Genomic DNA, 19743 nt, shown 5'->3' with positions numbered 1-19743 from the left:
TGCGCGGCCCGGGGGGCATGCATCAGGGGATGAGCAGCATGCCGACCGCGAACAGGAACCAGATCACGCCACCGAGCGTGCACCAGATGATATTGGCAACGGTGAAGGTATCGTTACTGCTGCCTTCAGGATCGCCACAGCGGGCGTTGACTTCGGCCTGGGCCTGCTTCAGCAATATGCCTATCGGGAGCAGGAGCAGGATCGAGACTACGGTCAGGAAGGTCGAACTCTTGCCGCCCCACGAAAGGGCGTAGCCGGCGAACATCAGGAATACCATGCCGTTCGCATAGGTTTCACAATCCCAGTCGCGCCAATTGCCGGTGGAGTCGTAGGCGGCGATTTCCCGGTACAGGGTACGCGTGAACAAGATGGCGAAGAGGGCGCGCGGCAGCGGCCAGAGGTCTTCGCCGGTGGCGAGTTTGTGCAACTGCCAGTTCCGGAAATTCCAATAGAGGTGGTACAGGCCGAAGGTAAGGAAGAACAGCGTCAGCATCTTGCGCGTGGAGACCACGTAAAAGCGGTCGTCCACGCCTGAATGGCTTGGTTCGTCGAAGTTGGCGTTCGGTGCGGCGTAGACGTTATCTGACACTGGGAGTCCTGCGGTGCAAAACCGCAAATTGTAACCATCGTTGCAGTAGGCAAACAATCAAATCGTCGCAAGTTGTATAAATCCGACATCAAGCCGGATTAGGTCCTCGCCCGATGGGAAAGGGAGGCCGGTATGACTCATATGTTTTCGGAATATCAATACCGAAAGACGCAATACTTTGATATTGCAGGCCCTGCGTAACATTGGCTCACCAAACCAAAATAACGGAGACAATATGCGTAAGACTGTATTGGCGGCGCTGATCGCAGAGATGCTGCTGCCGCTGGGTGCCTATGCTCAAACGGCCGATGAGGCTATCGACCCTTCGGCCAAGGTGGTAGTGAGCGGTGTCCGCGCTTCCCTGGCTTCCTCGCTCGCGACCAAGCGTTTGCAGGAAGGTGTAGTAGATGCCGTATCGGCCGAAGACGCCGGCAAATTCCCGGATACGAATATCGCGGAATCGCTGCAGCGCGTCACCGGCGTGCAGATCCAGCGCAACAACGGGGAGGGACGTTACATCTCCGTGCGTGGCCTGGGCCCGGAGTTCAATAATGTGCTGGTCAACGGCCGCACCATGACCAGCGACACCGGCGGCCGCGATTTCTCGTTCGACTTGCTGTCGTCCGACCTGATCTCGAAAGCCATCGTCTACAAGACTTCCATGCCCTTCCTGCCCGAGGGCGGTATCGGCTCGACGGTCGACATCCAGACCGCGCGGCCGTTGTCCGGCAAGGCGGGCCACACTGGCGTGGTCAATGTGTTCGACTCCTACGATTCGAACTCGAAGAAGAACACGCCAAACGTCAGCGGCATGTATTCCTTCGCCAACGAGAACAAGTCCTTTGGCGTGACCGCCTCGCTGTCCTACACCGACCGCGCATCGAAGCAGAACAAGGCCATTAACGACGCCTGGAACCTGCGCGACGTCTACATGATCGACGGCGACCTGAATTCCACGGGCCTGACCATGGCCAACGTCACCAGCAAGAAGCTGCTGATGCCGCAAAGCTTCGGCTACCAGCAGGAGAACGAAACCCGTAAGCGCCTGGTCAGCAACGTGACTGTGCAATTCAACCCGTCCGCCGACTGGAAACTGACTGCCGATGCGCTGTACTCGCGTCTTAACCAGCGCAACGACGTGATTGCGATCAGCGATTGGAACAACCCGGTGCAACTGGGGGTGAAGTACGATGCGAACAACCAGGTCACCAGCTTCCTGCGTCCCGGCGCGAACTTCTTTGCCAATAACCCGGCGCTGGTCGGCGACGGCACCGGCGTTCTCACCGACGCCAACTCGAACGACATGATCGTCAAGGGCGGCGACCGGCTGTCGATCACCAAGGCTTTCGGCCTGAATTCGAAGTGGAACGTGTCGCCGGAATGGAAGCTGGAAGGCGATATCTCGAATTCGCGCACCACGACCAAAACCCCGGACCAGTGGATCGTGGCCGGCATGGTGCCGAAGAATGGCGACTCGCTGACCTTCGGCAGCATTCCCAGCCTGACCTTCGGCGACGGCATTACCGACCCGAATGCGGTGCGGGCGCACGCCGTGTCGAACAAGGATGTGCGCTTTGCCGACGAATTGAACGAAGCGCGCATGAGTGCATCGTGGTCGCATGACATGGGCGCCTTCAAAGGCCTCGATACCGGGGTCTCGTATTCGCAGCGCAAAGTGGGGCGTGACCAATGGGAGAGCGATTCCTGGAATGCGTTCAGCGGCTACCATGTCTCGCTGCCCTCGTCGCTGTTTACGGTGAAATCGCTGGATAACGCCTTCCCCGGCGCACCGGCCAGCTACCTGAGCTTCGACCCCTACGCTTACATGAATTACCTGAACCAGCCGTCCACGCTGGCACAGTCGAACGATCCTGCGCTGTACCTGGACAAGACCAAGTTCCCGAACGGCCCGATGGCGATCGACTACACCAAGCCGAACTTCTGGAGCGTCAAGGAAAAGGTATCAAGCATCTTCCTCGATTCGAAATGGGAGGGCGAACGCTGGTCGGCCAATGCCGGCGTGCGGGTGGTGCACGTGAATTCGACGTCCACCGGTATCAGCCGCGTGCTGCTGTCTGCGACCAAGAGCCCGAACGACACCACCTACATCCTGAACTACGGCCCGGCGGTCGAGACTGCGGTCGACAACAGCTATAACAGCGTGCTGCCATCCGGTAACCTGAAGTTCGACCTGACCGACGATATGGTGCTGCGCCTGGCTGCCTCCAAAACCCAGACCCGGCCAACCCTGAACCAGATGGGCGTGGACAACTGGTACGGCGGCCGCTTCGGCGACGTGCAGACCGGCGGCGGCAATCCTTACCTGAAACCGATGGAGTCGAAAAACCTGGACCTGTCGTATGAGTGGTACCTGTCGAAGACCAACTTCCTCGGCGCGGCGATCTTCCAGAAGAAGGTATCGAACTTCCTCGAGAAGCGGCTGGAAGACATCACCATTCCGCAGTATTCGGAGGTGGTGCATGACACCCGTATCCGCAATGGCCAGAAGGGCAAGATCAAGGGCATCGAACTGGCCGGCCAGTACGCCTTCGACAATGGTATCGCCTGGCTGCGCGGCTTTGGTGTCGCAGCCAACTACACCTTCGTCGACGCCACTGCCAGCCGTGAAGATGCCGCGTCGCTGGATTGCGGCTACCCCGGCTTGTCGAAGCAGTCGTACAACGCTTCGGTGTTCTATGAGAACGAGACCTTCTCGGCGCGCGTGAGCTACAACTGGCGCAACAAGTTCGCTGTCGATTGCGGCGGCGGCAGCACCCAGCCGCGCACCCGCGCAGCCTACGGCCAGTACGACCTGAGCCTGCGCTACAACGTCACGCCGAAGATCGCGCTGTACCTGGACGGCATCAACTTGAGCAATTCGCGCATGCACGAATATGCCAACAACGAGAGCCAGTTCCTGACGCTGGAGGATGTGGGACGCCGGGTCAACGCCGGCCTGCGCTTCGCCTTCTAAGCAAGCAAAGGCGCGATCTCGTCGAGGTGGGCGGCTTCGAAAGTGGGCAGTGCTTCCGTGTCGTTGTTCAGGCGGCCCGGGTTGTACCAGCAGCTCTCGATGCCGAAACGGTTGGCGCCGAGGATGTCGGCGTCCAGCCGGTCGCCAACGATGATGGTTGCGCCCTTGTTGAAGGTGCGCGCCATGTTGGTGGCGTATTCGAAGAAGCGGCTGTCCGGCTTGGCAAAGCCGCATGCTTCGGAGGTCGCGGTGAAGGAGATGTAGTCGCCCAGGCCGGAGCTGGCAATGCGGCGGTCCTGGATGTGGGCTACGCCGTTGGTGATGATGCCGACTTCGCCAGCCGCGGCAAGCGTCTCGCACAGGCGCCTTGCGCCATCGATCAGCACCACCGTCTCGGACAGCGACTCCAGGTAACGGAGGCTGGCTTGCTGCGGATCGATTTCCAGCGCGCAGGCGGCGAATGTTTTGCGGAAGCGTTCCACTTTCAGGAACTCCTTCGAAACCGTGCCCGCTTCGAATGCCCGCCACAACTCGATGTTGATGCCTTGATATTGCCGGAACAGCTCGTCGACGCCGTCGCTGTAACCCAGCTCGCGCAACACGCGTTCGAAGGAGAGCTTTTCGGAAGCCCGGAAATCCAGCAGGGTGTCGTCGAGGTCGAACAGGAAGAGGGAGTGCTTCATAGTGCAGATAATAAAATAGCCAGCCCGAAGGCTGGCTATTCTATCTTTTTCTGGTAGGCCGTGCGGGGCTCGAACCTGCGACCAACGGATTAAAAGTCCGCTGCTCTACCAACTGAGCTAACGACCCGAAGGGCCCGAATTATATAGACCTCGAATCGATTCGGCAAGTGCCAACGGCAAGATAGCCGGGCGTTATAATCAGCGGATTGAACCTGCTTCATCCGGAATAAATCATGTCTTACGAAGAATATCTCGACGAAGTGACCACGCTCATCTTCGAAAAATACAACCTGAAAGACTCCCTCGCGGTCAAACTGGTGATGGATGCGCAGGATGCGGAGTTCTTCGTCCGCCACGACGACGACAAGAAGCTCCGCAACATCGACCAGGCCCACAAGGACGCCAAGACGATCTACGAATCCTACGCGGCAAAAAGCCAGCGCCGCTGACATGGAAATGGATCGCGATTCGCTGGCGCAGCAGCTTGCGGCCGGCGTCCGTCATTTCGTGCAGTGCAGCTTTGACGAAGCCGACTTGTCCCGCCTCGACCTGCAGGACTGCGTATTTGAACGCTGCACTTTCAACGAGACGATCCTGTACGCCTGCAAGCTGGCCCGCAGCAGTTGGCAGCGTTGCCGCGGCATGGCGGCGGACTTCGAATCGGCCGACCTGGTCGACGCCCAATTCCAGGGCTGCGACCTGAATAACAGCAAATGGCGCCGCACCAAGCTGGCCTCGGCCAGCTTCCGCAGTTGCAAACTGACCGGCGCGGCGTTTGAAGAGGTGTCGCACCTCGGCGCCAGTTTTGAGGAAAGCCTGCTGGTTGGCGCGGACATGCGCGGTTTCTCATTCCGCAAGGCGAGCCTGAACCAATTGGACTTCTCGGACGCCGACCTGTCCGGCTGCGATTTTCGCGAAGCCGTGCTGGAAGGCTGCAGCCTGCGTGAAGCGGTACTCAAGCTGGCCCGCTTTGAAGGCGCGGACCTGCGAGGGGCCGACCTCGGCGGCTTGAAACTGACCGACGTGCGCGCCTTCAGAGGTGCTGTCATCTCCTACGTCCAGGCCGCGGCAATCCTGGGCGAGATGGGACTTGTCGTAGCCTGACCGCCTCAGTGGCTGGCCTGCTGCATGGCCAGCTTTTCTTCCGCCTGCGCCAGTACGTTCGCAATGCGGCGCGAATTGCGGTCACGCCATCCCGGCTCCAGCGCGACCCTGGCCTGCAATTCCCGGCACTGGTTCAACAATGCCCATGCATTCAGGCGCGCAGCGCCAATGTTTTCGTGGTCTGCATGTGCGCAGGCGGCAACGGCTTTCCGCAGGCGCGACAGGGACGTCTTGAGCGCCTGGCCTTCGCGTTCTGGCCACAGCAGTGTGTACACGGTGATCGAAATCGCCAGCCCAAGCAGGATGCCGATCAGGCGGTCGCGGATTTCCGTCACATCGGACACCGGGCCAAAGCTGCCCAGTTGCGCCAGGGCGAAGGCAAACATCATCTGCACGCCGATGTAGTTCGAGCGGGGCGACCCGACTGCGATCCAGGCGCCCACTGCGATGATGGGCAGGGACATGGCCAGCAGGCCGACGATGCTGTCCAGGTGCGGCACCACGAATACGGTCGCTGCCAGCGCCGCCAGGCTGCCCAGGCAGCAGCCCAGCAGGCGGGCAATGCCCTTATGAGTCGTCGCGCCGAGGCTTGGCAGGGCCAGGATGATGCAGGTCTGCATTGCCGTATGGATGCCTGGCCATTGCAGGCCGGTGTAGATGACATAGCTGACCGTCGCCGCCAGCACGGCCTTGAAGGCAAACTTCAGGTAGACGATGCGCAGCGGGTTGCCGGCGGCGCTGGACGCAGCGGCCTGCCCGGAGTTGCCTGCTGCCGCGCGGGTTCGGCCTGCGGGCGCCTCATCTGCTTCCACATCTGCTTCTGCCGCAGCGCGCAAGGCCCGCGCCATCTCGCGCAAGATTGCCTGGTGCGCAAGCGGTACGCGCGCCGCGCCAGTTGCGGTTTCCTCCGCCGTGCCGGGCAGGCCGGAAATCTCCGGCGCCGCATCAGCAAGCTCGAAGGCCGTGTCGTGGCCAAGGCACTCACGCAAGGCGGCGCATGCTGCGCGAATCGAGGCCATTTGCCGGAGCTCCTCTGGCGAAGGTTCGAACGGCTCAAGCCTTGCCATTTGCGCGGCTGCTGCATGCAGGCGGCTCACTGCCGCAGCGCGCGCCGTGGTGCGTTCCTTGTTTCCCAAGGCCGCAAATGCTAGTTGCCGCTGCAAGGCCAGCACGCCGCGCCCAACCCGGCCGCTGTGAAAGGCAGGCGCTGCGGCGCCGGCGATGCGCGCATCGAGTTGGTGTTCAACTTCGTCGAGCTGGCGGCCATATTCCTCCACCAGCAGCTTGACGGGTAGCGCAGGCCGGAACAGGCGCTGGATGATCATCGTCACCACGATAGGGTAAGTTGTGGCCACGCCCACCCACAGCAGGGCGCGCGTCATGACTTCCGGATCTTCGTAGATGTCGGCCATGCTCTGACCGTACACCACGATCAGCGCAACCAGGAATCCGATGGCGCCAAGCCTGTGGGTTCTCATGAAATACATGCCGCAGAACGCCACCAGGGCCGCACCGAGAATGCGCAGCATTGGCGCGTCGATGAAGACCTTGAGCAGCAGGATGGACGCAAGCACTGAAAGAATGCTGCCGACAATCAGCACCATCCCGCTCATGCGGGTCAGCACCGTGTTCTCCTGCGCCGTGAAGAACACCATGATCAGCGACAGCGAGAGCGAAGGAACCTGCAACGTCATCGAACAGATGATGACCACCGTGCAGCTTGCGAGAAGGCGCAGCACTGCGTCCAGGCGGCCAGGGAAGGGCGCCAGCTCGCTGCGGATGCGCGCAATCAGTGCTTCCATGACGTTCACTTCGCGTTCAGCATGGCCACGGCGGAAGCGCCGATGCGGAATGCCGCGTCAGGCTGTTCGATCAGGATGCGCACGGGGAAGCGCTGCGCCACCCGCACCCAGTTGATGGAACGCGGCACGCGCGGCAGGCCGGCCACTTCACTGCCGCCATCGTCAGGGAATACGCCATAGCCGATCGATTCGACGGTGCCGCTGTAACGCTTGGAGGTGTCGCCAAGCAGGTAGACCTGGGCCTGACGGCCGGCCTTGATGCCTGCCAGATCGGTCTCGCGGAAATTGGCCACCACGTACCAGCGGCTGGAACTGGCCAGCGTGAAGACCGGATGCCCCGCGGCGGCGAACTGCCCCACCGAGGTTTTCAGGTTCAGCACAATGCCGTCGCCAGGCGCTCGCACTTCGGTATAGGACAGGTTCAGCCGCGCCAGCGCGATCTCCGACTTCGCCACTTCGCGCCTGGCGACCAGCGCATCGACGCCGCTGACGGAAGCCTCGGCGCGCCGCGCATCCAGCAAGGCCGCACTGAGTTGCGATTGCGCGCTGCGCTTGGCTGTGCGCGCCTGGTCGATGCGCTCGGCCGAGACAAAGCCCTTGGTCAGCAGGGGCTCCAGCCGCGCCAGTGTATCGCCCGCCTGTTCGGCGGCGGCCTTGGCATGTTCGACGTTAGCCTGGGCTGCTGCCGCGGCAAACTTCTGTGCATCGACCGAGCGCTGGGTCAGCTTGATTTCGCTGTCGAGTGCTTTCAGGCTGGCTTCCGCCTTGGCCAGTGTTTCTTCGAACGGCTGGGGATCGATGCGGAACAGCAGGTCGCCTTTCTTGACGCGCTGGTTGTCGGCCACCGGCAGGTCCACGATGCGTCCATTGACTTCAGGCGCGACGTTGATGGTGTCGGCATAGACGTAGGCGTCATCGGTGCGCGGCGCCTGGTCGATCGAGCGCACCACGTAAATGGCAAGGCCGATTGCTGCCAGTGTCAGGGCCAAAACGATGGCGGTCCAGCGGCGGGAGTTCCTGGTCTTCTTCATGACGTCACCTCAATGTTGGAAAAATACGAGCCAGGCCGACAGGGAAAGCACGGTGGCGAGCGCGGGGTAACCCAGTGCCAGCAGGTGCGACGGGACGCCTGCCAGCCAGCCGCGCGCATTCAGCACTGCATGCAGCAGGAAGCACAGCACCGTGGCGCCGGCAATGCAGAAAAGCCAGTCGGGGAAATAAGCTCCCAGCACATTGATTGAAGGTTCCACATTCATTCCTTAATGTACGATTGCCTAGGCAACCTTTAGGGCAAAAAAAGACCTACTTCCCGGCGAACATTTTCAATAGAAGGGACTCGAAGGTATGCAGTTCCTGCGCGCTGAAAGCGCCGAAATACTGTTCGATCACGGTGCCCGAAGCTTCCAGCAGGCTTGGGAAGAGGCGGCGGCCTTCTGCACTCAATTCCAGTTGCACGGTGCGGCGGTTGTCGACGCTTGGCGCCTTCTGGATCATGCCTTTCTGTTCCAGGCGGTTCAGCATGCGGGTCATCGCGCCCGGGCTGTATGAGAGCTCCTTGCAGATCTGCGCCGCGATATTGGCGCGGCCGCTGTGCAGGGTAGACAGCACCACGTACTGCGCCGCCGTGATATCGAAAGGCGCGAGCTTGATGTCCAGCTCTTCTTCCAGCGTTTTCTGCGCGCGGCTGATGAGCCGGGCAACGCGGCGCGGGGTGGTATGTTTATTCATAAATGTACTATACGTTGCCTAGGCAACGGTTGTCAAGAACCTTGCGCACGCTTGCGCAATTCACAAGCATGTCATTTTCGCTACCTACAATCCGCCACATTTTTAACTTACACAGCGGGGAAAAGATGAAAAAAGCAGTGGGCGGTGCGGTTGCGGCAGCGGTGTTGGCGGCGTGTGGCGGAACTTTACTGGCGCCGCTTCCTACCCTGGATGGCAAGCCGACCTTGGTGGTCGCACACCGGGGCGCCAGCGGCTACCTGCCGGAAGAAACGGTGGAAGCCTATGCCAAGGCCATTGATATGGGTGCCGATGCCATTGAGCCGGACGTGATCTCGACCAAGGACGGCGTGCTGATTGCCCGCCACGATCCAAACCTGGCCTTCAGCACCGACGTGGCGCAACACCCTGAATTCGCGGGCCGCAAGCGCAAGCTGAGTGTCGATGGCGAAATGCAGGATGGCTGGTTCGCCAGCGATTTCACGCTGGCGGAGATCAAGACCCTGGGCGGCATTTCCACCGACGCCGAACGCCCGCAGCAGTTCAATGGCCAATACAAGATTGCGACCATCCAGGAAGTGATCGACTTGATCAAGAAGAGCGGGCGCAATATTGCCATCTACCCGGAAACCAAGAACCCGACTTTCCACCGCCAGCAAGGCTTGCCGCTGGAGGACAAGCTGCTGGCAATGCTGACCGCGGCCGGCTGGACTGAACGCGAATCGCCGGTCTTTATCCAGTCCTTCGAACCAGGCAGCCTGAAATACATGCGCAGCAAAGGTTCCAGGCTGAAGATGGTGCAGTTGATCGACGCCGACGACGTGGACCTGAAAACCGGCGCCCTGACTTACGCAGCGCCATACGACAAGCCGTTCGACTGGGCACAGGCGGGCGACAAGCGCCTGTTCAGCGATATGGTGACGCCGGCCGGCCTGGCCGAGATCAAGACCTATGCCGACGGCATCGGCCCATGGAAACGCTACATCGTCAGCGTGAAGGGAGCGCTGGACATCAACGGCGACGGCAAGGTGAACGATGCCGACACCACCACCATGGAGCCGACCTCGCTGGTGGCGGATGCGCACAAGGCAGGCCTGTTCGTGCATCCCTACACCTTCCGCAACGAGAAGCGCCGCCTGGCCAGCAACTACAAGGGCGATCCTGCGCTGGAATACAAGCAGTTCTTCGCCCTTGGCGTCGATGGCCTGTTCACCGACTTCGCCGACACGGCGCTGGCAGCGCGTGCGGAGTACCTGAAGGAAGTCAAGCGCTGATTCAGAACTTGTGGTTGTACTCCGCGGCAAAGCGCACCTGGCGTTCAGGTGCGCGCCCCAGCACTTGCCCATAGTACGGGCTGACCGTGTTGGCGCCCGCATTGTAGACCGGCTGGGTGGCCAGCGTGGTCTGGCGGTTCAGCAGGTTGAACACGTCCGCCTTCAAGGCCAGTCCCTTGAACATGCGCGGCATATAGGTGGCGTTGAGCGCGATGCGGAAGTCGGTCGGCATCCTGCCCGCGGAGCCTCGCGGTGCGGGCTTGTCGTCGCAGTAGAACACGGCGGCGCCGTAGCCAGCGGCCGGGTTCCTGCCATCCTGGTTAAGCGCAGGCGGCAGGTTGCCGATGCAGGATTTTGGCGCTCCCGTGACGATGTTGATGTTGCCGCCAACGGTCCATTCCTGGCCAAGCTGGTAATAGCCGTAGGCCTTCAGCACATGGGTATGGTCGTTTGGCAGCGGGCCGCTGGCGTAGTCCATCAGCTCCGGGAAGTCGAAGGAGGTGGTGGCGGCAATGTCGGCCTGGCCGATGTCGGACATCACCTGGCCTTCCATATTGCCCCGGCTGCGCGATAGCGTGTAGTTCAATTTTCCGTACCAGCCGTTGCGCATGGGGTGTTCGATGAAGAAGTCCAGCGCGGTGTAAATGCGGCTTACTTTCGGCAGGCCGATGTCTTCGGCCGTCAACGGGATGGACACCAGTTTGCCGTCGCCTGCCAGGTCGAGCGTCAAGGTGTTGTCGCGGCCTGGATTGATCAGCAGGCATGGCATGTCGTATTTGCTGGTATCGACGTTATTGCGTTTGCCCCATGCGCGCAAAGGTCGCGCATCGCACCAGTCCTCGATGGTATTGCGCAGCGTGCGGTAGGTGACTTTGCTGCCGACCGTGTACTCCGGCGTCAATGCCGCTTCCAAGCCCAGCGCAATTTCGTCCTGGTAGGTCGCGCCCAGGTTGCTCGATGCGACCTGGCGCGGGTCTTTGGCATTGCCCCATTCATTGCCGCCGGAAACACGCGGGGAAATTTCCGTCAGCCCGGTCGGTACGCCGGTTTTCGGGTCAACGCCCGTATAAGTGTAGTAGTGGTCGATATGCACCGGGTTGCCAGCCAGGCGCAGTGCCACGCTGGTCGGGATCTGCAGGTGGTAGCGGCCAAGGTTGGCGAAGGCTTTCAATGTGCTGTCGCCGCGCACGTCCCAGGATGCGCCCAAGCGTGGGGCCAGCATGTGGCGTTGCGCCGCGTAGGCCTGGCCGAAGCTGTTCTTGTTGGTGAACTGTTCGTTGCGCAGGCCCAGGTCGAGCAATACGGTATCGGTGACCTGCCAGCGGTCCTGGATGTATTGCGCCGACTGGTCGGTCTTTGGTGAGGCCGAGTCGCTCTGGTGATACTCATTCACGTAGTAGCCCTGCAGTCCGTAGCCGCCGCCGGAAGCGGGCGTGTTGCCGCCTGGGACCCGCTCGTTTGGATCGCCGCGGAAGTAGGTCCAGCTGCCACCGCCCGCCAGCTCCGAGCCATTGATCGAAGAGACGTTGTTGCGGTCGATACCGGCACGCAGCGCATGGTCGCCCAGTTTGTACTCGACATCCAGGCGCAGCGTGGATTGCTTGTCTTCCGCATTTGGCACCTGGATGGTGCCGCCGATGGCCTGCGGGTTGGTATAAACCAGTCCCGGCACCTGCGCATTGATCGGGGCGATGATCTGGTACACGCCAGGCAGGTAGCCTTCGCGTGATTGCGGATAGGTCGACTTGAAACGGCCCGCCAGTGCAGTCACGGTCAGGTTGTCGGTCAGGAAGCCGGTGTACTTCAGGATCGAGTCGTTGGTCTTGGCGCCATCGCCAGTGGTGCCGCCGGCGCGCACGTCGTTACGCTGCAAGGTGGCGTAGTCGAAGCCAAAGATCTGCTGCGTCTTCTTGTTCTCGTCGTGGATCTGGGTGAACTCGAGGCGATGGTTGTCGCTGATGTTGTAATCGAGTTTCAGCAGGTAGCGGGGAGTGCGGGCCTCGCGCTCGGTCCAGCCATTGGTTTTGTTGAGGGAATCGGAATCCTTGCTGATGTAGCCGGTGCTGAAACGGTCCTGTTCGATATTGGCGAACATGAACAGCTTGTCCTTGATCAGCGGGCCGCCGACGTAGGCGCTGCCAAAGACGTCGGTGGCGTTGTTGCTGTGGCGGTAGGTGAGCAGCTTGCCGTCGGTCTTCGGGTTACGGCCGGTATTAGGGTAGTAGGTATCGTCCGGTTTGGCGCGCAGCCAGTCGGGCGTGTATTGCAGCACGGCGCCGGCCTCCCAGCTGTTGGTGCCGCTCTTAGTGGTGATGTTCACCACGCCGCCGGTGGAACGGCCGAATTCCGCACTGTAGCCGCCTTGCAGGATCTGCGCCTGTGCGATGGCGAAGAAGGGCAGGGTGGTCGAGCCGATCTGGCGATAGACGTTCGTGACGGGGAAACCGTTGATAAAGTAAGCATTCTCGGTCACGCCGGCGCCACCGAAGCTGTCGCCGCCGATGCGCGTGTTGCCGCGTGCGGTACCGGGAGCAAGCTGGATGATGCCGGACAGGCTTTGCGAAATCGGCAGCGAAGTCAGTTGGCGTGCGGTGAAGACGGCACCATTGTTGGTGTTGCTGACATCGATCGTCGGACGTCGGCTGCTTACCGTCACGGCCTGGATCGTTTCGAAGGACGCTTCCACACCTTGGCCAATCAGCGCTTCCACTTCCAGCACGCGTTCGACTACGCCGTTTCGGACCAGCATCACCTTGTAGACGCCTGGCGGCATGGAGCTGGCGTTATAGCGCCCGTTGGCATCGACGGTAATGGTACGGCGCGCGCCGGTAGCGATATTCTCCAGCACTACGCTGGCACCGCCCGCGTTGGCGACCTGGCCGAAGATGCTGCCGGTGGCATTCGATTGCGCATGGACTGGCCCAGCGAAAGCCAATGCAAGGGCGTGTGCGACAAGCGTCATCCGCACACGTTGGGATTTGTTCTTCATTGCGTCTCCTGTTGTGGTTATGATTCGGCCGCGCAAGGGCGGCCGACGGAGACATGCTAGGTAGGATGGTGATGGCGAACAATTGAATGTTTACTCGCCATGTATGCCCAAAACGGTATATCTAGTCTGCCAGTGTGACGAGCAGCGGCGCCTTGCCGTCCCAGGCTTGGTCCAGCAAGGTCTTTCCATCAAGGCGCACCAGCACGCGCTGGCCGCGTTGAGCACGCGTTGTGACAATATCGACGCCATCGCCTTCTTCGCCGGCGCCGAACGCACGCATATGCCGCAAGGCCATGCGCGGCCAGCCTTTCGGCAGGCGCGGTGCAATGGTGAAGCTGCGCAGGCTGGTCGCTTCAATGCCGAACAGGCCCTCCGTCACCACCCGCGCATACAGCCCGCTCTCGGCGGACAGGTGGCGCTGCTGGCCTTCCGGCCAGGCTTCCACCGCATACGGAACATGCTCGCCCAGCAGGCGGCGGCCCGAGTAGTAGCGCAGGTAAGGCATGGTGCGTTCCAATTCGCCCGCTTTCAGCAGGCCGCGCAGCGCATACAGCGTGGCGCGGTCCCAGAAGGTTTTGTCGCCTGCTTCTGTGAGCACGCCGTTCTCGCTCCAGAGCTGTGGCGAGAGCAGCGCATCGACCGTGCCGCGCTGGCGTTCAGTGATACCCAAGGCCAGCGGCAATGCGATCCATGCGCGCAGCTTTTCGTTGCCGTCGTAGTAGCGGTATGTGTCGAAGCCGCCCATGCGGGCACCGAAGTATCGCTCGATGGCGCTGCGCTGCGACTCCGCTTCCTGTCGCAGGGCGGTGGCACGCTGCACGTCGCCCAGCGAAGCCGCCAGGCGCGCCGCGCCTTGCAGGCCGCCATAGGCCAGTACATTGGTCGACAGGTTGGCTTTGCCGGACGGGAAGCGGCCTTCCAGTTCATCGCTGTCTGAATGCACGATGCCTTGCGCATCGCGCTTGCGGCGCGTGAATTCCAGGCACCAGTCGATCAGGGGCAGCAACTGGCGTGCGGTACCGCTGTCGCCCTGGGCCAGCGCGAACTGGCTGGCCCCGTAGGAAATCATGGCGCAGTCGCCGCGGTCGCCGGCGCCGTTCCAGTAGCTGCGTCCTTCGGCGATGATGGAGGAGGGAATCGGCTTGAATTCAGCGTTCATGTAGCGCGCGAACATGCCGAAGCTGGTGAGCGCGCTTTGCACGCCGGCGCTGTCGCCCAGGTAAGGGAAGAAGGGGTTGATGTACTCCGCCTGGTCGTTGGCCCAGATGGCTGCGTAATAGCGTGTGCCGCCCGGCCCGTGCAGCAGGCCGCCGCGGGTGGCGAAAATGCTCTCCGCGGCGCGGATTTTTGAAAAGGCGAACATGGCGTCGAGCACCGGCTCCGGCGTTTCCAGCACCAGGTTGGCACGCCATTGCGCTACCTTGCGCGCGCGCTCCTGCAGGGCCTCGCTGCCGTCCACGTACACCATCTCGTTCTGCAGGCGGCCGCTGATGATCACGTCCAGGTGAACGCGGGCCCCGGGCGCAAGCTCGCCTTCGCGGGCAGGCGAGCGCACCTCGATCACGTAGGCGCCATGAGTGCCGCGTTCCGCCGGCGTAGTTTCGCTGCGTTCCAGCGCGCCGAAGCTGTAGCGCCGTGCGGCGGCGCCGGTGTTGACCAGCTCCAGCCGCTCAACCAGTGCCGGCTCGCCGGGCGACGGCGTCAGCGTGCGCGTCAGTACCAGGCCTGGCGCCAATTGCGAGCGTAGCGCGAGCCGGCCGTCGAAACGCACCTGCTGCAGGCGTTCGGCACCGACGGGCCGGCCGTCGATCGCGATGGCTGGCGATGCCTCCTCGCCAAACTTGCGAATCAGGCTGGCGTGGGTGTCATCGGGAATGGTGCGCAGCATCGGCCACACCACGGTGCGCGACAGCAGCAGGGAGCCGTCGGCCTGGCTGCCGTAGTCGATCACGGCCGAGACCTGGCGGCCGCTCATTTCCAGCTGGTCGCGGTGGAGGTCTTTCACCTGCCAGCGAATGGCGTCGCCGTCGATCTGCCAGCGCGGCGTGAAGGCTGGCGGCGCCGCGTGGGCCAACCCGGCGGCCAGCAGCGCGGCAGCGAAAATGGCCGCGCGAGCGCGAAACGTGCGTTGCATCTGTGTCTCCTTATTTTGTCTTGCGGATGATTGCCGCCCAACCGCCGCCCGGCGCCAGGTGCATCATTATGCGGCTGCTGCGAGTAACGCTTGCACTGCCTTTCTGAACATCGGTGGCGAAGACCGCTGCATTCGGGCCGTCCTCCATGCTGTCCAACTGGTAGTTGCCGTCGCCCAGGAATGACAGGTCCAGTTCCAGGTCGCGCCCATCGGCACCTGTCATGGCGCCCACATACCACGTATCGCCGCGCCGGCGCGCCATGGCCACATAGCGGCCAAGCTGCGCGTGCAGCACGCGGCTCTCGTCCCATTCCACCGGTACCTGGCGGATGAATTCCAGCGACGATGGATTGGCGCGGTATTGCGAAGGGCTGTCGGCCAGCATCTGAAGCGGGCTTTCGTAGATCATGTACATCGCCAACTGGTGCGCGCGTGTGCCCTGGCTCATGGGGCGGTCGAAGCTGGCAACGAAGTCCTTGCGGTGCGCGTTGCTCATGGCGCCTGGCGTGTAATCGACCGGGCCGGCGAACATGCGGATGAAGGGCAGGGTGACGTCGTGTTCCGGCGTCTGCTTGTCGCTCCACTTGTTGTTTTCCAGGCCTTTCACGCCTTCGAAGGTAAGCACGTTGGGCCAGGTGCGCTGCAGGCCGCTGGGCTTGAAGCTGCCGTGGAAGTCCACCAGCAGGCGGCGTGCGGCTGCTTCGCGTGCCACGCGCTCGTAGTAGTTCACCATCCACTGGTCGGAGCGCTGCATGAAGTCGACCTTGATGCCGGCTGCGCCCCAGCGCGCGAACTGGTCCAGCGCCGCGGTCATCTGGGTGTCCAGCGTTTTCCACGAAACCCACAGTATGATGCCGACGCCGCGCTGCCTGGCATAGGCCATCAGTTCGGGCATGTCGATCTCCGGCTTGACAGCCAGCAGGTCGCCCAGCTTGTACCAGCCTTCATCCATGATGATGTATTCGAGGCCGTTGTCGGCTGCGAAGTCGATGTAATGGCGGTAGGTGCGCGTGTCGAGGCCGGACTGGAATGGCACGCCATACAGCTTGTTGCCGTTATACCAGTCCCAGGCGACCTTGCCCGGCTTGATCCAGGCAGTTTCCTTCAGCTCCTGCGGTTCCGCCAGCAGGTAAGGCATCTGGTTCAGCAACAGTCCGCCGGCATTGGCGGAAATGCCCAGGATGCGCCACGGGAATGTGCGCTTGCCTTCGGTGCGCGCGATGTAGGGCGCTTCCTGCGTGACCGGCACATTGCGGTCGTCGCGCGCCTTCTCGGCCAGGGCAACTTTCGGGAACAGGGCGCGCAGGCCGGCCGGGTCACCGTGCAAGTACAGGCCGGGATAGTCGCGCAGGCCGGATTCCGTGAACACCAGGTGCACCCCGCCGTCCTGCACCAGGGCTGGCACGCCAACCAGCTTGCCGGCGGCATCACCCACGGTCAACGCCTGGTAATAATGCTCGTTATGCGACTGCATCGACTTTTCCTGCGGCCAGTACAGGGTGTCCTGCGGCCGCAAGTTGATGCCGGCCTGCTCGTCTTCCACCGTGACCTGGCCGGGCAGGGAAGTGCGGAAGCGGTAGGCGATGCCTTCATCGTAGGCGCGCACCTCCAGCGCATAGCCGCCCGCGAAATCGAGTTGCAGCGCGTTGTAATGGTCGCGCACCTCGCGCGACTTCTGCGCCACTACTGGGCGCACGACCGTGTCGACGCTGCGGCGCTGCTGTCCGGTCAGGCGCGGCTTGTCGCCGAGCGTGCCGATGCCGGCCAGGGTCATGCCGATCGGTGTGGGCAATACCAGCTCGGTGCCGTGGTGGCTGACGGCGATAGACAGGCGTTCAGCCGTGTCGACCGTCACGCGCAACTGGCGGTCGGGGGATGTGAGTTCGAGCTGGCGCGCGGCCTGGCTGGCCAGCGGCGCGATCAGCAGCAGCGCGCCGGCCAGGCGGCGCGCGAAGGGCATATGGTTCAAGGCGGGTCTCCGGATCTAGGTGTGCCGCGCCATGCTATGCCTACGCCCGGGAACCGATCCAATGACTTTTTACGCGAGAGCTATGTCGTAGAGGTTATATGCCGCCGCGGCGTGCGGCTCGCATTCTGGCACGGAAGCCGGCGCAGGCAGCGGCTCAGGCGCCGAGTCCGCAGACGCTTCGCGCCGGATCGCTTGCAGCAGCAGTTCGGCGCCCGGCGACAGCACACTGTCGCGCCTACGGATAATGCCGAAAGGGTCCATGCGGCAGTCCAGGTCCAGCGGCAGGATCGCCAGCAGGCCCAGTTCCTGGTAGCGCAGCGCCACGTCCGCCGACATGACGTTCAGCGCATCGCTCATTTGCAGCATGCTGGTGATCAGCACGATCTCGCTGGTATCGACGATATCGCCCGGCGGCTCCAGGCCGGCGTTATGGAATAACTGGTCGAAGCGCTGGCGCAGGATGCTGCCGGGCGGCGGCGTAATCCACGGCGCCTGCACCAGGTCGTGAAGGGTAAGGCCGCTGCGCCCGTCCAATGGGTGCCCGCTACGCGCCACGACTACCACCGGCTCCGGAGCCAGCTCCTCGTACTGCAATTCCGCGCCATCGTGAAAGCCGGTCAGGCGCGCCAGCAGGAAATCGAGCGTGCCGCGCTGCAGGCGCTCCAGCAATTCGTTGCTGGACTCGATCTGCACGCCGATGCGTAGTTGCGGCACCTGCTGCTTGATGCGCGTGATGGCGCGCGGCAGCAGGCTCATTGCGGGCGTCATGATGCTGCCCACGTCGACCTGGCCCGCAAGGCCGGCCTTGAGCGCCACGATATCCTCATGCGCACGCGCCAGGCTGCTCAAGGCCATGCGGGCGTGGCGGATCATGCTTTCGCCATAAATGGTCGGCACCATGCCGCGCGGATGGCGTTCGAACAGGGCGATGCCGAGCATGTCTTCCAGTTCCTTGAGCTGTTTGGACGCTGCCGGCTGTGTCATGCACAAGGCCTCGGCGGCGCGCAGGATATTGCCCGCATCATCGATGGCGATCAACAGCAGGAGCTGGCGCGTCTTGAGCCGCGCCCGCAGGTACCAGTTCGGATTTGGAGCAGTCATTGCATTGCCTTTCGGGTCGATTGGCATTTTTATCATGTTCAAATTGTTATCGGTGTCGCCAATTTGTCGATTGGATGCATATCGTGGCCTCCCTTAACTTATTCAGCACAATGCAGCTCGTGTTAGACTGCGCCGTCCAATTGCCAATTTTGTAATGATGAAGATCCAGCAAAAACTGCGCTCAGTCAAAACCGCCTTGTCCGAACGCCGCGAAGTGCGCAAGCGCCTGCGCGGCCCCGCCCAACTGCGTTATGCCATCGCCGACTCGATCGGCATGCTCGATGCACAGGCGTGGCAAGGCCTCACCGCTCAATCGGGTTTCTTCCTGTCCCACCAGTACCTGCGGTCGTTGGAGAACGTACTGCCGACCAACCTGGAGCCGCGTTACGCGCTGGTGTATGAAGACGACCAGCCGGTTGCCGCACTCTATATGCAGCTCGCCGACATCAAGCTGGCGCAGGCCAGCAAGACCTCCTTCGGTTCGCTGGGCGAGAGCCTGGGCCAGCGCGTGCTCACCTGCGGCAATCTGCTGACCTTCGGCCAGCACGGCATCGCCATCGCGCCTGGCGTCGATCCCGAGCTGGCGTGGCACGGCGTGGCGGAAGTGCTGTACCGCGTGCGGCAGGCGGAAAAGCTGGCCGGCTCGGCCAACTTCGTCATGATCAAGGATCTGCACGGCCCACAGGTGGAGGATGCCGCCTTCCTCAAGAACCTGAGCTACCGTTTCGTTGAGACGGAGCCGAATATGGTGCTGACGCTGGGCGACGACTGGAAAAGCTACGACGACTACCTGGCCAGCCTGGCCTCGAAGTACCGCGCCAACGTTCGCAACGGCATCCTGAAGCCGATCGAAGCGGCGCAATGCACGGTGGAGCACTTCACCGACATGGAAGCAATGCAGGACGAAGTGCACGCCCTGTACAAGGCAGTGCAGGTGAATGCCGGCTTCCGTCCGTTCGAACTGCGGCCGGAATATTTCCCGGCCTTGCAGCAGGCGGCAGGGGAGCGTTTCCGCTGCAGCGTGGTCAAGCGCGAAGGCAAGATGCTGGGCTTCCTGGTGACCATAGCCGACAGCGAGACTGCCATTGCCTTCCACATCGGCTTTGACCGCGCCGCGGCGGCCGACCTGCCGATCTACCTGCGCCTGCTGCACGCCGGTATTGCCGACGCCATTGCCCTGGGCTGCAAGCGCGTATCCTTCGGCCGCACCGCGCTGGAACCGAAAGCCGCCCTGGGCGCTCGTCCGGAGGCGTTCGGCGTATTGATCCGCCACCGCCAGCCTTTGATGAACAAGGTGATCAAGCATCTGTTGTTGAATATTGACCACGATGATGCCCCCGATCGCAGCCCGTTCAAGAAGGCGGAAGGCAAGGCCGCGTAACATCTGGTTACTTACGCG

The 19743-nt window shown here is 62.3% G+C and carries 15 protein-coding genes and 1 tRNA gene; 5 read left to right on the top strand and 11 right to left on the bottom strand.

Going from position 1 to position 19743, the window contains the following annotated elements; all coding sequences use genetic code 11:
- Nucleotides 1–22 precede the first annotated feature (22 nt).
- Nucleotides 23–589: a hypothetical protein gene (locus ASD58_RS22570; protein WP_156401424.1), complete on the bottom strand. Its 567-nt coding sequence runs from the start codon at nt 587–589 to the stop codon at nt 23–25.
- A gap of 235 nt (nt 590–824) precedes the next feature.
- Here ASD58_RS22570 and ASD58_RS22565 point away from each other — a divergent pair, with 235 nt between their 5' ends.
- A complete protein-coding gene (locus ASD58_RS22565) occupies nt 825–3563 on the top strand; it encodes a TonB-dependent receptor (protein ID WP_057263453.1) in 2739 nt (912 codons plus the stop codon).
- Here ASD58_RS22565 and ASD58_RS22560 read toward each other — a convergent pair.
- Together ASD58_RS22560 and ASD58_RS22555 are read right to left on the bottom strand one after the other, a co-directional pair.
- On the bottom strand, nt 3560–4246 hold the full coding sequence (locus ASD58_RS22560) for a YjjG family noncanonical pyrimidine nucleotidase (RefSeq protein ID WP_057263452.1): 687 nt from the start codon (nt 4244–4246) through the stop codon (nt 3560–3562). The two genes, ASD58_RS22565 and ASD58_RS22560, sit on opposite strands and share 4 nt — an antisense overlap.
- Before the next feature lie 51 nt (nt 4247–4297).
- Nucleotides 4298–4373 (bottom strand) — tRNA-Lys (locus ASD58_RS22555).
- Nucleotides 4374–4479: 106 nt separating this feature from the next.
- On the opposite strand from ASD58_RS22555, the gene ASD58_RS22550 reads away from it, so the two are divergent.
- Both ASD58_RS22550 and ASD58_RS22545 read left to right on the top strand, forming a co-directional pair.
- On the top strand, nt 4480–4695 hold the full coding sequence (locus ASD58_RS22550; protein WP_057263451.1) for a hypothetical protein: 216 nt from the start codon (nt 4480–4482) through the stop codon (nt 4693–4695).
- 7 nt (nt 4696–4702) lie between these two features.
- Entirely contained in the window at nt 4703–5350 is a 648-nt protein-coding gene (locus tag ASD58_RS22545) for a pentapeptide repeat-containing protein (protein ID WP_373994469.1), read from the top strand.
- A 5-nt stretch (nt 5351–5355) separates the two neighbouring features.
- Here the strand turns inward: ASD58_RS22545 and ASD58_RS22540 are convergent, their stop codons facing one another.
- The 4 genes from ASD58_RS22540 to ASD58_RS22525 are packed head-to-tail and all read right to left on the bottom strand — an operon-like array spanning nt 5356 to nt 8880.
- On the bottom strand, nt 5356–7152 hold the full coding sequence (locus tag ASD58_RS22540) for an FUSC family protein (protein WP_156401423.1): 1797 nt from the start codon (nt 7150–7152) through the stop codon (nt 5356–5358).
- A 5-nt stretch (nt 7153–7157) separates the two neighbouring features.
- Nucleotides 7158–8183, bottom strand: a complete 1026-nt coding sequence (gene mdtN / locus ASD58_RS22535; RefSeq protein ID WP_057263448.1) for a multidrug transporter subunit MdtN — start codon at nt 8181–8183, stop codon at nt 7158–7160.
- Between the two features lie 9 nt (nt 8184–8192).
- Entirely contained in the window at nt 8193–8402 is a 210-nt protein-coding gene (locus ASD58_RS22530) for a YtcA family lipoprotein (RefSeq protein WP_229210064.1), read from the bottom strand.
- 52 nt (nt 8403–8454) lie between these two features.
- On the bottom strand, nt 8455–8880 hold the full coding sequence (locus ASD58_RS22525) for a MarR family winged helix-turn-helix transcriptional regulator (RefSeq protein ID WP_057263446.1): 426 nt from the start codon (nt 8878–8880) through the stop codon (nt 8455–8457).
- Between the two features lie 125 nt (nt 8881–9005).
- On the opposite strand from ASD58_RS22525, the gene ASD58_RS22520 reads away from it, so the two are divergent.
- The gene (locus tag ASD58_RS22520) at nt 9006–10151 is read left to right on the top strand and encodes a glycerophosphodiester phosphodiesterase (protein WP_057263445.1); all 1146 of its coding nucleotides are present in this window, start codon (nt 9006–9008) and stop codon (nt 10149–10151) included.
- Nucleotide 10152: 1 nt separating this feature from the next.
- On the opposite strand, the gene ASD58_RS22515 is transcribed toward ASD58_RS22520, so the two are convergent.
- The 4 genes from ASD58_RS22515 to ASD58_RS22500 all read right to left on the bottom strand — a co-directional run bounded on the left by ASD58_RS22515 (nt 10153) and on the right by ASD58_RS22500 (nt 18344).
- Complete coding sequence (locus ASD58_RS22515) at nt 10153–13140, bottom strand: TonB-dependent receptor (protein WP_057263444.1); 2988 nt, start codon at nt 13138–13140, stop codon at nt 10153–10155.
- Nucleotides 13141–13261: 121 nt separating this feature from the next.
- The gene (locus ASD58_RS22510; RefSeq protein ID WP_057263443.1) at nt 13262–15274 is read right to left on the bottom strand and encodes a hypothetical protein; all 2013 of its coding nucleotides are present in this window, start codon (nt 15272–15274) and stop codon (nt 13262–13264) included.
- 10 nt (nt 15275–15284) lie between these two features.
- Nucleotides 15285–17234, bottom strand: a complete 1950-nt coding sequence (locus ASD58_RS22505) for a glycoside hydrolase family 97 protein (protein WP_082565611.1) — start codon at nt 17232–17234, stop codon at nt 15285–15287.
- A 78-nt stretch (nt 17235–17312) separates the two neighbouring features.
- Nucleotides 17313–18344, bottom strand: a complete 1032-nt coding sequence (locus tag ASD58_RS22500) for a LysR family transcriptional regulator (protein ID WP_082565621.1) — start codon at nt 18342–18344, stop codon at nt 17313–17315.
- Between the two features lie 154 nt (nt 18345–18498).
- On the opposite strand from ASD58_RS22500, the gene ASD58_RS22495 reads away from it, so the two are divergent.
- Nucleotides 18499–19725: a GNAT family N-acetyltransferase gene (locus ASD58_RS22495; RefSeq protein ID WP_057263441.1), complete on the top strand. Its 1227-nt coding sequence runs from the start codon at nt 18499–18501 to the stop codon at nt 19723–19725.
- Nucleotides 19726–19743 lie beyond the last annotated feature (18 nt).

Source organism: Duganella sp. Root1480D1 (genome assembly GCF_001427305.1).
In the GTDB taxonomy this organism is placed as follows: Bacteria; Pseudomonadota; Gammaproteobacteria; order Burkholderiales; family Burkholderiaceae_D; genus Rugamonas.
Note: the sequence above shows the minus strand (reverse complement) of the source record. Positions and strands in the feature narration are given on the sequence as shown.

Excerpts from the sequence above, each read along its gene's own strand:
- ASD58_RS22565 (WP_057263453.1), top strand. The coding sequence starts at position 825 with ATGCGTAAGACTGTATTGGCGGCGCTGATCGCAGAGATGCTGCTGCCG.
- ASD58_RS22560 (WP_057263452.1), bottom strand. The coding sequence starts at position 4,246 with ATGAAGCACTCCCTCTTCCTGTTCGACCTCGACGACACCCTGCTGGAT.
- ASD58_RS22550 (WP_057263451.1), top strand. The coding sequence starts at position 4,480 with ATGTCTTACGAAGAATATCTCGACGAAGTGACCACGCTCATCTTCGAA.
- ASD58_RS22545 (WP_373994469.1), top strand. The coding sequence starts at position 4,703 with ATGGATCGCGATTCGCTGGCGCAGCAGCTTGCGGCCGGCGTCCGTCAT.
- ASD58_RS22540 (WP_156401423.1), bottom strand. The coding sequence starts at position 7,152 with ATGGAAGCACTGATTGCGCGCATCCGCAGCGAGCTGGCGCCCTTCCCT.
- mdtN (WP_057263448.1), bottom strand. The coding sequence starts at position 8,183 with ATGAAGAAGACCAGGAACTCCCGCCGCTGGACCGCCATCGTTTTGGCC.
- ASD58_RS22525 (WP_057263446.1), bottom strand. The coding sequence starts at position 8,880 with ATGAATAAACATACCACCCCGCGCCGCGTTGCCCGGCTCATCAGCCGC.
- ASD58_RS22520 (WP_057263445.1), top strand. The coding sequence starts at position 9,006 with ATGAAAAAAGCAGTGGGCGGTGCGGTTGCGGCAGCGGTGTTGGCGGCG.
- ASD58_RS22515 (WP_057263444.1), bottom strand. The coding sequence starts at position 13,140 with ATGAAGAACAAATCCCAACGTGTGCGGATGACGCTTGTCGCACACGCC.
- ASD58_RS22510 (WP_057263443.1), bottom strand. The coding sequence starts at position 15,274 with ATGCAACGCACGTTTCGCGCTCGCGCGGCCATTTTCGCTGCCGCGCTG.
- ASD58_RS22505 (WP_082565611.1), bottom strand. The coding sequence starts at position 17,234 with ATGCCCTTCGCGCGCCGCCTGGCCGGCGCGCTGCTGCTGATCGCGCCG.
- ASD58_RS22500 (WP_082565621.1), bottom strand. The coding sequence starts at position 18,344 with ATGACTGCTCCAAATCCGAACTGGTACCTGCGGGCGCGGCTCAAGACG.
- ASD58_RS22495 (WP_057263441.1), top strand. The coding sequence starts at position 18,499 with ATGATGAAGATCCAGCAAAAACTGCGCTCAGTCAAAACCGCCTTGTCC.